The sequence below is a fragment of the Streptomyces sp. NPDC054813 genome (assembly GCF_053611365.1).
Map to the genome: position 1 here is coordinate 289,002 of NZ_JBSHAF010000007.1, position 12,875 is coordinate 301,876.

10 protein-coding genes and 2 pseudogenes are annotated in these 12,875 nt (G+C 68.8%); 7 read left to right on the plus strand and 5 right to left on the minus strand.

The window, feature by feature from the left end; translation table 11 throughout:
* The first annotated feature begins 35 nt into the window (after positions 1 to 35).
* Complete coding sequence (locus ACWGJB_RS16825; RefSeq protein WP_453380911.1) at positions 36 to 1,991, plus strand: SpoIIE family protein phosphatase; 1,956 nt, start codon at positions 36 to 38, stop codon at positions 1,989 to 1,991.
* 117 nt (positions 1,992 to 2,108) lie between these two features.
* On the opposite strand, the gene ACWGJB_RS16830 is transcribed toward ACWGJB_RS16825, so the two are convergent.
* Positions 2,109 to 2,789 carry a hypothetical protein gene (locus ACWGJB_RS16830; protein WP_453380912.1) on the minus strand — a complete coding sequence of 227 codons (681 nt, stop codon included), beginning with the start codon at positions 2,787 to 2,789 and terminating at the stop codon, positions 2,109 to 2,111.
* A gap of 93 nt (positions 2,790 to 2,882) precedes the next feature.
* Between ACWGJB_RS16830 and ACWGJB_RS16835 the strand changes: the two are divergent.
* A pseudogene (locus ACWGJB_RS16835) lies at positions 2,883 to 3,228 on the plus strand (IS5/IS1182 family transposase); the annotation flags it as partial.
* 110 nt (positions 3,229 to 3,338) lie between these two features.
* Here the strand turns inward: ACWGJB_RS16835 and ACWGJB_RS16840 are convergent.
* Positions 3,339 to 3,557 carry a hypothetical protein gene (locus ACWGJB_RS16840; RefSeq protein WP_453380913.1) on the minus strand — a complete coding sequence of 73 codons (219 nt, stop codon included), beginning with the start codon at positions 3,555 to 3,557 and terminating at the stop codon, positions 3,339 to 3,341.
* A gap of 651 nt (positions 3,558 to 4,208) precedes the next feature.
* On the opposite strand from ACWGJB_RS16840, the gene ACWGJB_RS16845 reads away from it, so the two are divergent.
* Positions 4,209 to 5,597, plus strand: a complete 1,389-nt coding sequence (locus ACWGJB_RS16845) for a hypothetical protein (RefSeq protein ID WP_453380914.1) — start codon at positions 4,209 to 4,211, stop codon at positions 5,595 to 5,597.
* Between the two features lie 479 nt (positions 5,598 to 6,076).
* On the plus strand, positions 6,077 to 6,451 hold the full coding sequence (locus ACWGJB_RS16850) for a DUF7144 family membrane protein (RefSeq protein WP_453380915.1): 375 nt from the start codon (positions 6,077 to 6,079) through the stop codon (positions 6,449 to 6,451).
* 176 nt (positions 6,452 to 6,627) lie between these two features.
* Here ACWGJB_RS16850 and ACWGJB_RS16855 read toward each other — a convergent pair whose 3' ends face one another.
* Positions 6,628 to 7,521 carry an aminoglycoside phosphotransferase family protein gene (locus ACWGJB_RS16855; RefSeq protein ID WP_453380916.1) on the minus strand — a complete coding sequence of 298 codons (894 nt, stop codon included), beginning with the start codon at positions 7,519 to 7,521 and terminating at the stop codon, positions 6,628 to 6,630.
* Between ACWGJB_RS16855 and ACWGJB_RS16860 the strand changes: the two genes are divergently transcribed.
* Complete coding sequence (locus ACWGJB_RS16860) at positions 7,520 to 7,720, plus strand: hypothetical protein (protein ID WP_453381016.1); 201 nt, start codon at positions 7,520 to 7,522, stop codon at positions 7,718 to 7,720. The two genes, ACWGJB_RS16855 and ACWGJB_RS16860, sit on opposite strands and share 2 nt — an antisense overlap.
* 9 nt (positions 7,721 to 7,729) lie before the next feature.
* Here ACWGJB_RS16860 and ACWGJB_RS16865 read toward each other — a convergent pair.
* A pseudogene (locus ACWGJB_RS16865) lies at positions 7,730 to 8,127 on the minus strand (hypothetical protein); the annotation flags it as partial.
* An 851-nt stretch (positions 8,128 to 8,978) separates the two neighbouring features.
* Between ACWGJB_RS16865 and ACWGJB_RS16870 the strand changes: the two are divergent.
* Both ACWGJB_RS16870 and ACWGJB_RS16875 read left to right on the plus strand, forming a co-directional pair.
* The gene (locus tag ACWGJB_RS16870; protein WP_453380917.1) at positions 8,979 to 10,394 is read left to right on the plus strand and encodes a cytochrome ubiquinol oxidase subunit I; all 1,416 of its coding nucleotides are present in this window, start codon (positions 8,979 to 8,981) and stop codon (positions 10,392 to 10,394) included.
* Positions 10,391 to 11,380: a cytochrome d ubiquinol oxidase subunit II gene (locus ACWGJB_RS16875; protein ID WP_453380918.1), complete on the plus strand. Its 990-nt coding sequence runs from the start codon at positions 10,391 to 10,393 to the stop codon at positions 11,378 to 11,380. The genes ACWGJB_RS16870 and ACWGJB_RS16875 overlap by 4 nt, the downstream gene beginning before the upstream one ends.
* 273 nt (positions 11,381 to 11,653) lie before the next feature.
* Here the strand turns inward: ACWGJB_RS16875 and ACWGJB_RS16880 are convergent, their stop codons facing one another.
* The gene (locus ACWGJB_RS16880; RefSeq protein ID WP_453380919.1) at positions 11,654 to 12,763 is read right to left on the minus strand and encodes a PP2C family protein-serine/threonine phosphatase; all 1,110 of its coding nucleotides are present in this window, start codon (positions 12,761 to 12,763) and stop codon (positions 11,654 to 11,656) included.
* Positions 12,764 to 12,875: the final 112 nt, after the last annotated feature.

Below are 12,875 nucleotides of genomic sequence, written 5' to 3' on the forward strand. Positions count from 1 at the left end.
AGGATGCTCGCTCGGCGACAGCGAGGGAGCGGCAGGTGGACTTCTCGGACGAACTCCTTGACCGATCGGAACCGTCGGCTCTGCTTTACCCCGACGGAGTCATCCGCTCCCTGAACACGGCAATGGCCACCGCGCTCGGCAGGCGGATCGAACAGTGCGTGGGCCGCCACATATGGGAACTGGTGCCCGCAAGCCAGAGTTCCGTGGTCCGGCGCATCGTGGCCCACGCGAACGAGCAGCAGCTGGCGATGCGGGTGCTGGAGCTTTCAAGGCCTGGCCGGGTGTCCATGGTCACTCTCGTGGAGGCGCGGTCGATGACCGCGGCCGGGGGCGAACAGCTGGTGTGGGTGCACTCGTTGAGCATGCACAACGACCTCGGCAGCCTGCTGATCCCGTTCCGCATGTCGGCGAAGTCCGCCGGCCTCGGGCTGTGCGTGTACCTGCCGGAGGTGCAGCAGATCGAATGGCTGGGAGGGGCGCCCGCCGTGGGCGCGCTGTTCCCGGAGGCCTCCGTGCCCTTGCCGTGGGTGGTCAGGCACCTGCACCCCGACGACCGGGGTACCTTGCGACAGCTCCTGGGCTCGGACACCCCAGGGCGCCCCTGGACCGGCCTGCGGTTCCAGGACGAGCGAGGGGACTGGCACCATCTGGCCTGCCAGACCCGGAGGATCCAACTGGGGTACGACGGCCCGAAGCAGGTCTTCGGGACGATCCGCGACGACACCCGGCAGGAGGCGCGCCGGAAGCAGATGCTGGCCGCGCTCGGAGCCGAACGGCACCGTGCCCACGAGATCGCCGCGTTCTCCTCTGCCCTCATCCGTACTGCCACCGAGCAACAGCTGCAGCAGGTCGTCCTGACCCGGCTGGCCGCGACCTTCGGCGGCACCGGCGCGGCCCTCGCGCTCGTCGACGACGGGCATCTGGTCGTGTCCTCGGATGCCGGGCTCTCCCTGTGGGATGTCGGTGTCCTGGATCGCGGGTACCTGGACGAGCAGCGTCCGTTGGCTCAGGCGATCCGCACGGCTGAGCCGCAGTTCATCCCCGATCAGGAGGAACTTCTCCGCCGCTGGCCGCACGGGGACGCCGCGCCCCTGCCGTGGCCCGCCCCCGCCGCCGTGTCGATCACCCCCCTCGGCGCCACCGGCGAACAGCCGCTCGGGGCCTGGGTGGTGACCTACGACAGTGGGCACCGCCCGTCCGCGGACGAGAGCGCCTTCATGATCACCCTGGCTGAGCTCGCAGGCCAGGCACTGGGGCGCATCAGATTGGACGAGGCCCGTCTCGAACTTGCCGCGGCGGTCCAGCGGAGCATGCTCCCGACGCTGCCGGAGAGCCTGCCGGGCCTGGAGGTCGCTGCCCGCTACCAGCCCTGCCGCTCCGGTCTCGACGTCGGCGGAGACTGGTACGACGTGTTCCTCATGCCCGACGGTGAGGTAACCCTGGAGATCGGCGACGCCCAGGGGCACGACGTGGATGCGGCCGCCTGCATGGGGCAGGTGCGCGGCGCCATGCGCGCGATCGCCGCCCGGGAGCCGGACCCCGGAACCGTGCTGACGCACACCAACCAACTGCTCGTCGCGATGGACGTACCGCGGTTCGCCAGCTGCACGATGCTGCACATCGATCCACGCACCGGACAGGTCACCGGCACCAGCGCCGGCCACGTGCCCCTGTTGTGCGCCCACACGGACGGCAGCCACGACGTGTACCACCTGCCGGGCGGTCCGCTCCTGGGGATCCTGCCGGACGCCGACTACCTGCAGGACACCTTCACGCTGGACAAGGACACCGCCTTGGTCATGGTCACCGACGGCGTGGTCGAAGGACCGGACCTGGTACTGGACGTCGGACTCGAGCGAACCGGAACACTGGCCGCGGAGGCCCTCCACGACGGACTGAGCGCCGAGGAGACCGCCGACCGAATCCTCGACGCCGCAACCGAACTCAAACACCACGACGACCTCGCCGTACTGGTCGTCCGACGCACGTGACGAACTCCCGTGATGAACCCCCGTGATCACGTTTCCGGCGATCGCCGCAGAGCTACCGAGTGCGCACTGGCCGGCGCCTGTACCTGCTTGTCCACCGTGGGCAGGGCGTGATCAGCCTCAGTTCTGGTTCACCGGCCAGACCGCTGCCGGATCGCAGTGGGCCGGGCACGCCAGCAGGTAGACCTCGTTGCCGAGAAACAGCCCGTAGGTGTCGGCGCCGACGCTGTAGGGCTGCTCTGGTAGGCCGGGGTGGACGGCGAATTCCATGTCCTCCGGTACCTGGCAGAGGTACACCAGATCGGCGCCGCAGGTGCACCTGTAGTACTCGGGATACTGCGCCCAGGACGGCGTACCGCCCACCTTGAACGTCTGGGCTCCGATCCCGCGCTGGTCGGGGGTGTCCGTGAAAGGGCGCAGCGTCAGCGGCATGGCGCACAGGGACGGTTCGGCCTCCGCAGCCGGCAGCGCCGCGTTGCGCTGGAGCAGCACGCGCCAGAACGGGCGTGGGTAGGGCGGCTGCGGAGCGTCCCAGTACCGGGGCACGAGCCGGCCACCGGCCAATTGGGCGTCGCTTGCGTCGTTGTGCGCACGGCAGTGGAAGACCATCAGGTGGTCTCCACCGAAAATCTCCACGTCCGGGGGTATGTCGAGTTGGAAGAACAGAGCCAACCGCTCGCCGCAGAAACACTCGGGCCATTCCTGGGTGTCGTCCAGGAGGGGCCAACCGCCCACTGAGTTCCGCACCGGCCGGTCCAGCGGCTCGTTCCCGACCTCGACCAGGTAGGCAGACAGCACCATGCGCACCTTCCTCGCGCCCACGTTCGACCCTCGCTCACCCTAAGGGCTCCCATGGCTGCTGGTCGCGGGTGAGATGGTCTTGGAACGGCTGGTGTGATCACGGCGTCGCAGCTGTCCTGGACAGTTCCGTTCCCCGGGCTGAGCCCGCGCAGTTCGGGCAGGCTGGTGACCATGCCGCGGCGTGAAGGGGCGGACGCGGTCCGTCGGGGCCGGCCATGAGGCCTGCCGCCGGCAGACCGGGTGCTGCTGATTGCGGCCTGTCGGCCCACCGATCTGACCCTGCGCCGGCTCGCCCCGCTTTTCGGGATCGCGAAGTCCGCGGCCGACCGCATCATCAACCACCCCGGCCCTCTGCTCGCGCCCCGCCCCGCAAGCAGTACGCGAGGACACCGGGCTCATCGTGGACGGAACCCCGGTGCCCACCCGTCACCCGTCCGTCAGGCCAACCACCCAACCGGCCGCCGGGTTGGAGGGGATGTGCTGTATCTGACATGCGGCGGGTCGGCGGCCCCCGATGAGACGGTCAGAAGCGGCCGCAGCGGTCTGTGGTCACGGGCCGGCCGTCGCAGTGGAAAGCACACCGGGAGTCGGAGAGGCGGACGGCGAGGTGAAGGTGACCTGCACCCACACGAGGTCCGTCATCGGGTCGGTGAGCACTGCCTTGAGCTTGCGCACGCACGCGTGAGCGCCACTGGGCACCTGCGTGTCGATGAGCAGCGTGCGCCGGTCTCCGCCGAGTTGGACCCCGGTGACCGCGGAAGGCTGCATCGTGGTCCACGGGATCGGCTCGGCTGCCGCCGACGAGGGCGCCGCCGAGTCCTCTTGACCGGCCACTTGTGTCCCGCACGCGCCGATGAACAGCACGGCAACGGCGCAGAGCAAGACGGCCGCTCGACGCGTTCTGCCTGATCGTCGCAAGAGCGCTCAATCCCCCCGGTACGCACCGACGTTTCCCAGGCAAATATAAGACTGTGACCGGGGAGGCTCACCAGTTGGGTGGGTGGGACAGTATTGGGCCGCGGCAGTGGCATGGCACGGGCCGGGTTTCCGAAAGTATTTCGCTTACGGGCGCTGACCGGGGCACCGCTGCCCAAGGATCGGGCCGTCAAGGCACCCGACACTCTCAGGAGCTGTGAATTCAATCTGTGAGTTTGCCCTGTATTCCGTGTGATGTGGATCGGGTGGGCCGACAGTGCGCGTCCTGCCGGGGTTTTGCCGGCATGGCCAGAAGGCTCCCCACGAAATCGAGCCGTCGATACTCGTCGTGAAAGCTGAGCTTGCGTCCTGCGAATTGCCGATTCCCGGAGGCGCTGTGATGCTTCCTCGGTGTTACGGCGCTGCCCCCGACACGCGCCGAGTCAACCGACCGAAAGCGCCGGCAGTCGCTTGTGGACCTGCCCCTTCCAGTGGAGGACTGCGATGTCTGAGCGAAACGAGAACGAGATGGACCAAGCGGCCTCTTTGGGGGACATGAGCCGGCGCTCGTTCGTCGCGGCGACGACCCTCGCGGTGGCCGCCACGGCCGTCGTGGGCAGCGCGACGACCGCCGGGGCCGCCACGAAGCCGGCGACCGGGCTGAAAGTGGGTGCCGGGAAAGCCGCGTTCACACCCAGTGCCTCGATCCTTCCCCTGGACAACTTCACCTCGGTGCACGACGAACTGTATGCGCGTGTGCTGTTGGTCGAGTACGGCTCCCGCCGTGTCGCCCTGGCCGTGCTGGACCTCACCTCGATCAGTGCCGAGGCGATCGGACTGATGCGCGCGGCCATCACCGCGGCCACCGGCATCCCGGCGGCGAACATCATGGTCACCGTCACGCACTGCTTCTCCGCACCGCACGTCGCGGACAGCAGTTCGTCGGCGGGCGCCGCGACGTACGTGCAGAACATCGTCACCGCCACCAAGAACGCGGTCGCCGACGCGGTCGGGAACCTTCAGGATGCCCAGGTCGGCTACGGCCGCGGTGAGGCCGGCATCAACGTCAACCGCAACGTGCCCACCGCGGACGGCTACTGGCTGGGTGTCAACGAGCGGGGCACCTCGGACCACGGCGTGTACGTCGCCCGGTTCAACGATCTCGACGGCAACCCGATCGCCGTCCTGACCAACTACAACGTGCAGTCCTGTGTGATGCAGGACTCCGTCATGAGCGACGGCAACCTGCCGATCACCGCCGACCTGGCCGGCGCCGCCACCGCCCACGTGGAGAGCGAGTTCCCCGGCGCCATCGGTTTCTGGCTCGTCGGCGCCTGCGGCGACCAGTTCCCGGCCTACCGCTCGAAGCGGTACACGATCGACAAGAACAAGGCCTGGACCTACGGCGTCGACCTGCACGACGCCGGCTTCGCCCTGCTGACCGCGCAGGGCGAGCGCCTGGGCGACGAGATCGTGCGGGTGTCCCAGGCCATCACCAGGTACGAGAGCGGCCAGAACGTCACGGTGCGGCTGCTCACCGACGACGTCACCACCACCGAGATGGAGACCGACCACCCCACGGGCCCGGTGAAGACCACCACCTACATCCCCACCGACACCACCGAGGTACCCATCTGGGTCTTCCAGGTGGGCAAGGGCGTGTTCGCCGGCGTGGAGCCGGAACTGTCCACCAGCACGGCGGACGCCATTCGCAAGGCCTCCCCGTTCGCCAGCACCTTCGTCATGTCGATGTTCGAGGGCGGCGCCAAGAACATGCCCGACCGCTGGAACTACGACAACTTCACCTACGAGGCACGCGACGGCTTCTACGTCGAGGGCACCGCCGAGAGGGTCGCCGCCCGGATCGAACGCCTCGTCAAGTCCCTGAACTGACAGGCGAAGTTGCCGGTGTCCCCGGCCTGAGCGCCCATGCCGATGACGATCACCACCAGCAGTGGCGGCGGTCGAAGTTCCCGAAGCGGCGTCAGCGTCGACCGACCGCCCCCGGTCCGGCGCGATCGCCCAGGCAGGTCCAGCGCCGACCGCCGATGTTCGCGCCTGTTCCGTGTCAGCCGCTGATGTCGGTCATCGCACGCACATCGGGCCGCAAGCCACCAGCGGCCTGATCGGCGCTCGCACCGTTCATCAAGGGTACGGGCGCGCCCTTCGCGACACCTGCGGCTGTGCAGCCATGGCCACGCGGGTTGCAGTCGCGGTGCCGACGGATTGCGGTGATCCTGTCAGAGGAGCGTAGCCGGCTTCGCACGGACCGTGTGCGTCGGTGACCGCACCGTACAGGAAGGGAGGCTGCTGCCATGACAACGGTGCCGAACAGGACAGGTCGAGGGCACGGCGGGCCCGACAGCAGCGCAATGATCACCGGCGCCTCATCGTTCGCCGGAATCCTGATGATGCTCAGCGGGCCCCTCAGTATTCTGATGGGCGCATCCGGCATCGCACAGGACACCCTGTTCGCCGCGTCCCGGTACGCCTACCGGTTCGACGTGACCGCTTGGGGCTGGATTCACCTTGTGATCGGAGTGGTACTCGTCATCGCCGGCATGGGAGTGCTGACGGACCAGAGCTGGGGTCGCGGGGTCGGCATAGCGGTGGCAGCGATCAGCCTGATCACCCAGTTCATGTTCGTCCCGTACTACCCGCTGTGGTCCATCCCTGTGATGACACTCGACCTCCTGATCGTGTTTGCGCTGACCAGGGCCCATGTCGAGACCAGCGGGGGTCGGTGACCTCAGACGGGCGTTCCCCGTGCCAAGACGTCGCACTCGGGTTCGCCCCGATGCGGAAACCCCGGTTCGAATCCGGGCCATGGCCGCCCCCTTCCCAGGTCGCGACCTCACCTCGACTCAACACTCACCGCAGCTCCCACCCCGTCTGCCGTCGGCCCCGACACCGTGAAGCGGGTTCAGCTCTGAAGAACACGATCGAGCGCTGCCCGGCCCGCCGGTCCCCATGTCGGCTTGCCGCCAGGAAGGCCCCGGTCTCCGTTCTGGCCCATCAGCATGAGGAACAGGCTTTTCAGAGCAGCCAGCCCGCGGGCGCGCCGGATCGTCGCCACGTCCGCATGCGCGTACACGTCGAAGAACCGTTTGGCGGCGCCCGCGGGAAGGACCACCCACGCGGCCGCAAGGTCCCACGCCGGATCGCCGGCGAACATGGCACCGAAGTCGATCACCCCCGAGAGTGTCCCGTCCGAGACGACGACGTTCGCCGGATGCAGGTCGCCGTGCACCCAGAGCCGCGGACCCTCCCACTCGGGCGCCGCGACGGCGTCGTCCCAGACGGCCCGGACGTCGTCGGCGAGGTCGGCGGGGACGACGGCGTGGAAGAAGTGGTCGAAGCCGTCCGTGCACTTCTTGGGGTGGTCGCCGCGGTCCTCACTGATCGGCGCGTCAGCGGGGGCCTCCACGTGGAGCGCCCTGAGGAAGCCCGCCAGGGTGTCGGCCGCGTGGTCGCCGCGGCTGATCGAGGTGTAGTCCAGTGGCTCGCCCGGAACCCACGTCATGACGGTCCAAGGCTTCGGGAAGCGCGCCGACGGTTCACCGATCCGCACAGGGTTCGGGACCGGTAGCGGCAGGCGCGGAGCCAGGACAGGCAGCCACCGACACTCCTTGCGCTGCAGGTCCGGGGCACTCTCCGTCCGCGGCATGCGCACGGCCAACTCGTCCCCAAGGCGCCACATTTGGTTGTCCCACCCGCCCGCTACGTCGCGGATGGCCGGCCCTGCAAGGTCCGGATGCTGCTCCTGAAGCAGGTCGTAGATCAGGTCTGCGGTGATCTCGATCTCGGAGTTGGTCATGCGAAGCCACAGTACTGGGGCAGGCGGAGCGGCCCGCCGTGAGTACGTGCACGGCGGGCGTCGGGTCACCCTGTTCTGCCAGGTCCATTCCTCGCCGTCGTCCCAGTGGACGAAGGAGGTGACCGTGGCTGAGGCCGCCGGCATCGTCGGCGCCTTCGTGGTCACGACGCTCGCCGGTCAGCCAGCGGATCGAGCTTGAGTTTGGACCGCCGTCCGGCGCCGCCTCGGCGCGCTGTTTGCCGATCGGTCCCGCTCCGCGCAGCACGGTGGCGTCGTAACCGAGTTCCCGCTTCAGCCTCCGAGCCTTGTCCGGTGAGCCGATGCTGCCGACCACGCGGGCGGCACCCAGCAGCTGGGCGATCTGGCCCGCCAGGGTGCCCTCAGCACCGGCAGCGCCGGTCACGAACACGGTGTCGCCCTCGTGGACCTCGGCCAGCCGGGTCAGCGCGCCGTACGCTGCGGAGCCCTGGGCGAGGTGGGCCACCGGGTCGGGAAATGGGTGTTGCGGACGAGTACCTGGCCGGCCTCGGGACGGGGGACGGGTACCCGGGCCAGGGCGAAGTCGTCCGCGGTCGGCAGTCCGGCGGGGCGGTGGACCAGGCGCACGAGGCGATGAGTCGCATTCGTGTCCGGACGCTAAGCCTTGACCCGTGGGTCAGGGGCAAGACTCGGCTGAGCATCGCCACGTGCCCGAGTCGGGTGACCCTCGAGATTCAGTCTGCCGCTCATGCGCGCCGTCGGAACTGAACGGGCCTGCCCCGCCAGGGAGTTTTCCGTGCAGGGCCGGACAGCCCTCCTGTCGGCCTGCCTGCCGAAACTCCCGTGCGCCGGCGAGAGCAACACGCGGCGGCAGCAGGGCCGGGGCAATGAGGGCCGGGCACGCGTTCACCGGCGGCCGCCGCGACTTCGCGTCCCGCAGCCAGATCGTCGCCGCCCGCTACGACCTGGTCGCCCGGGCGGAGGTCGCGGACGAGGCGAAGAATCTACTGATCAAGCTCGGCTGGCCCGAAGACCGACAGGAACCCAAAGGACGACGATTCCGGGCCATTCCGGGCCGACGAAAGCTCTTTTCGCCCGCTGCGCATGATGTGCCTGTCGGTGTGCCGGCGGACAGTTGCCCGCCCCTGAGCTGTTTCGTCTGTTTGGCACTCGTGAGATGGCACAAAAGGGGGAAACGGCGGCGCTGCCGACCGTCGCGGCAAGTGGGGCCCCGGGCCCTGATTAGCATGCGCGAGATCGATCCTTGCGTGATGTGAAATTGCCTAGAAGTAAGGGACGTGAAGGTTTCGAAAGGCATGGGCGCGTCCATTCCGCGGGGCATCGCGCATGGATACCGCGCCTGTGACGAGCAGCTTCTGTGAAGCTCTTCGGTGGCCGTTCCGCCTGCTTCCCCGTGGCGGTGAGCACGTGACCGACGCGCGAGCCGTCCGCCGCTGTCCGAGCCGGAAAGAGAATCCATGCCATTGTCCGCGCTGCTGGCAGCCGCCGACCCGCCACAGCTTCTCCCTGCGCGTGAGCAGATGGCGTTCACCCTGGGCTTCCATGTCGTTCTGGTGCCCTTCGGCGTGGCGTTCACCTTCATGATGCTGGTCTGCCACTACCGGGCGCTGCGCCGTGACGATCACGAGGCACTGCTTCTCGCGCAACGCTGGTCGAAGGTGGCTGCCGTGCTGTTCGCGGTGGGGGCGGTGTCGGGTACGGTGCTTTCCTTCGAGTTGGGGCTGCTGTGGCCCGGGCTCATGGGCAGGTACGGGGCGGCGTTCGGGTTTCCGTTCGCCTACGAGGGGCTTTTCTTCTTCCTGGAAGCCGTGTTCGTGGCCATTTACATCTACGGTTGGAAAAGGCTTCCACCGTGGCCGCACTTTTTCACGGGCGTGGCGGTGACCCTCGCGAGTGTCGGCGGAACGGCTTCCGTCATCGCGGCGAACAGCTGGATGAACCAGCCGGCGGGCATCGTCGTCAGTCACGGGCGTGTCGTGCAGGTGTTCCCGTCCAGGGTGTTCTTCAACGGGGCGTTCTGGTGGGAGATGGTGCACATGCTCCTGGCGGCGTACATCGTCGCGGGGTTCATGGTCGCGGGGGTGTACGCGTGGGGCCTGCTCAAAGGCCGCCGGGACCGCTACCACCGGCTCGGGTTCCTCGTGCCGTTCACGGTCGGGTCGATCGCCATGCCCTTGCAGTTCCTGGTCGGTGACACGATCGCCCGGCAGGTCTTCGACCGCGAGCCCGCCAAGTTCGCCGCCATCGAAATGGTCCCCGAGACCGGTGACCACATCCCAGAGACGCTCGGCGGCATCTTCGTCGACGGCAAGGTCCGTCACGGCCTCCCCCTTCCCGACGTGGCATCGATCCTCGCGGGCTTCCGGCCGTCCACCACGATCAAGGGCTTCGACGCCATCCCCCCGGCCGTGCGCCCCGACGACGGGGTGGTGAGCGTCGTACACCTCGCGTTCGACGTCATGGTCGGAACCGCCTCGCTGCTGTTGCTGATGTCGCTGTGGTTCGGCTGGCTGTGGTGGCGGCGCCGCGAGGTCCCGGTGAACCGCTGGTTCCTGCGCGGTGCGTCGGTGTGCGGACCGCTCGCGCTCCTGTCGCTGTGGAGCGGCTGGGTGGTGACGGAGGTCGGCCGGCAGCCGTGGACTGTGGTGGGGCTCCTGCTGACACGGGACGCGGTCACCACGGTGGGCAACCTGTGGCCGCTGTTCGCCTCGGTCCTCGCGATCTACATCTGTGTCGGGACGGGCGCGGTGCTTGTCCTGCGGGCGATGCATCGTCGCTGGTTGCGTGAGGGTACCGAGGCCGTCGCGGTTCCGTACGGTCCCGAGCCGGTGCCGGCGACGAGCGAGCGCGGGTTCGGAGCTGATGACGTATGAGTACGCTGACCGCCGTGGTCCTGTTCGTCGGCGTGATCGCGTACGCCCTTTTCGGGGGTGCCGACTACGGGGCCGGATTCTGGGATCTGGCAGCCGGTGGCCGTCGGCACGGTCGCCCCGTGAGGGAGTTGATCAACCTCTCCATCAGCCCGGTGTGGGAGGCCAATCACACGTGGCTGGTCTTCATCCTGGTGATGATCTGGACGGGATTTCCGCAGGCGTACACGGCAATCACCACCACGCTCTACATTCCCCTGGGACTGGCGGCGCTGGGTATCGTGGCGCGGGGCGCCGGCTTCGCCTTCCGCCACGCGCTGGCCGGCGGCCGGGGCGAGGCGGTCGCCGGCGTCGCCTTCGCCTCTTCGTCGGTGGTCACGCCTTTCTTCTTCGGTGCCGTCGCCGGCGGGATCGCCTCCGGCCGTGTCCCCGCGACGGGGCACGGCGACCCGCTGTCCAGCTGGCTCAATCCGACGTCCGTTCTCGGCGGCGTACTCGCCGTCACCGTCTGTGCCTACCTCGCCGCCGTGTTCCTCACCGGACAGGCCCGGCACCGGACAGAGTCCTCCCTGGAAACGGCGTTCCGCCACCGCGCCTTCGGTGCCGGCATCGTTGCGGGACTGGTGGCGCTGGCAGGCGTGTTCATCCTGCGTGCGGACGCTCCCCGGCTGTTCCACCAGTTGAGCCGGGTCGGCGTGCCGCTGCTGGTCGTCTCCGCCGTGTGCGGTCTGGCCGCGCTGCTCCTGCTGCGCAGGGGCAGCCCGACCGTCGTCCGAACTCTTGCGGCCGTCGCGATCGCCGCGGTCGTGGCCGGTTGGGGGGTCGCGCAGTACCCCTACCTCCTGGGCACGCACCTGACCATCCAGCAGGCGGCTTCCCCGTCGGCCACCTTGTGGCAGTTGTTCGTGGTCTCCTGCGTGGCCGCGGTCCTGGTCGCGCCGTCGCTCCTGCTGCTCTACATCCTGCAACTGCGGCGCAAACTCGGCTGACGGCCAGGCACAGCCCATGACGACCACCACCAGCCCGGGTCTCCGGGCCGCCCCCTGCGCCACCGCCCTCGACGTTGGGGTGTTCCGGCGACCGGCGGTACGACGTCGTCAGCCGGCCGACTCCGCTGGAGCCTATGAACGTTCCCCGACCTCACACCGCCCGACGCGACAAGTCGGGTGGCCGCGAGGACAGCTCACCCTGCGGACGGCGGCCAGGGACGGCTCCCAGGACTGGGAACTGGTCCTAGACGCCGGTGATGTGAAAGGAGCCGTTCACAGGCGCACGATGACCAGGGCGGTGTCGTCGGTGGCGTCACCGGATGGGAGCAGGTCGGTCAGCACGGCGTCGGCGAGGGCTTCGGGATCGTCTGCGCGGTGGCGGGTCAGGGAGTCGGCGAGCCGGGTGAGGCCGGTGTCGATGTCCTCGCCGCGGCGTTCGATCAGACCGTCGGTATAGAGCACGAGGACGGCGCCCTCGCGGAAGGCCGCGACAGCCTGGGTCCGGGGTCCGTGCTGAGGGCGGGCGGCCAGCGGCGGGTCGGTGGCCCGGTCCAGGAACTCGACGGTCCCGTCCCTGTGCAGGAGTGCTGGTGGGGGGTGGCCGGCGCTGCTGTAGGTGATGGTGTCGTTCTCCCAGTCGATGAACGCCGTGGCCACGGTGGTGTTCTCGGCGCCGTCGACGGTGCGGGCGTACAGCCCGAGGACTTCCAGGGCACGGGCGGGGCCTTCGGGGACGAGGGAGGCGGCGGTGAGGGCGCTGCGCAGTTGTCCCATGACGCCGGCCGCGGACAGGCCGTGGCCGACGACGTCGCCGACGGCGACGGCGATGCGGTCGCCAGGCAGGTCGACCAGGTCGTACCAGTCGCCGGCCACGGTGAGCGCTTCGGCGGCGGGCCGGTAGCGGACGGCCGTCGGGTGCCGGCCGACCGGGCGAGGGGTGGGCAACATGGCTTCCTGCAAGGTCAGCGCGACTTCGCGGGTGCGGATGAGTTCGGTGACGTCCTCCACCCGGTGCAGCAGCAGTGTCACCCGCCCGTCAGCTCCGAACACGGGAATGTTGGTCACGTTGAAATACCGCTCGTGCCATACCCCGGGCTGGTCGGGATCCTTCATGTCGAAGCGCTGCAGCGCTACGACGGTGCGCTCACCGGTGTCCGCCGCCCGGCGCAGTGACGCCAGAACCTTGAGCAGGAGAGGCTCGGCGGAGTCGCTTTCGGGGCGGTCCTCGGGCAGGAAGCGACCGACCACTTGCTCGCGGGGGAGGCCCCGGAGGCGCAGGAACTCCGCGTTGGCGTCCGCGAAGACCAGCTGCGGAGTCACCAGCGCCACTGCCCCGGGAAGAGCCTGGAACACCGCCGCGTAGTCGACCGCCGGTTCTGCCATGATTGTCCCGCTTACCATGCCACTTTCTGTCTTCTCACGATACGAGCAGGTAGTGACAGCTCGCATCATGAGGTCGCGGCGTTCCCGCGCCTTCCCTGTGCCGTGGGTACGG

What these genes read in the sequence shown, in the direction of transcription:
- ACWGJB_RS16830 (WP_453380912.1), bottom strand. Translation starts at nt 2,789, where the DNA reads ATGGTGCTGTCTGCCTACCTGGTCGAGGTCGGGAACGAGCCGCTGGAC.
- ACWGJB_RS16840 (WP_453380913.1), bottom strand. Translation starts at nt 3,557, where the DNA reads ATGCAGCCTTCCGCGGTCACCGGGGTCCAACTCGGCGGAGACCGGCGC.
- ACWGJB_RS16845 (WP_453380914.1), top strand. Translation starts at nt 4,209, where the DNA reads ATGTCTGAGCGAAACGAGAACGAGATGGACCAAGCGGCCTCTTTGGGG.
- ACWGJB_RS16850 (WP_453380915.1), top strand. Translation starts at nt 6,077, where the DNA reads ATGATCACCGGCGCCTCATCGTTCGCCGGAATCCTGATGATGCTCAGC.
- ACWGJB_RS16860 (WP_453381016.1), top strand. Translation starts at nt 7,520, where the DNA reads ATGCGAAGCCACAGTACTGGGGCAGGCGGAGCGGCCCGCCGTGAGTAC.
- ACWGJB_RS16855 (WP_453380916.1), bottom strand. Translation starts at nt 7,521, where the DNA reads ATGACCAACTCCGAGATCGAGATCACCGCAGACCTGATCTACGACCTG.
- ACWGJB_RS16870 (WP_453380917.1), top strand. Translation starts at nt 8,979, where the DNA reads ATGCCATTGTCCGCGCTGCTGGCAGCCGCCGACCCGCCACAGCTTCTC.
- ACWGJB_RS16875 (WP_453380918.1), top strand. Translation starts at nt 10,391, where the DNA reads ATGAGTACGCTGACCGCCGTGGTCCTGTTCGTCGGCGTGATCGCGTAC.
- ACWGJB_RS16880 (WP_453380919.1), bottom strand. Translation starts at nt 12,763, where the DNA reads ATGGCAGAACCGGCGGTCGACTACGCGGCGGTGTTCCAGGCTCTTCCC.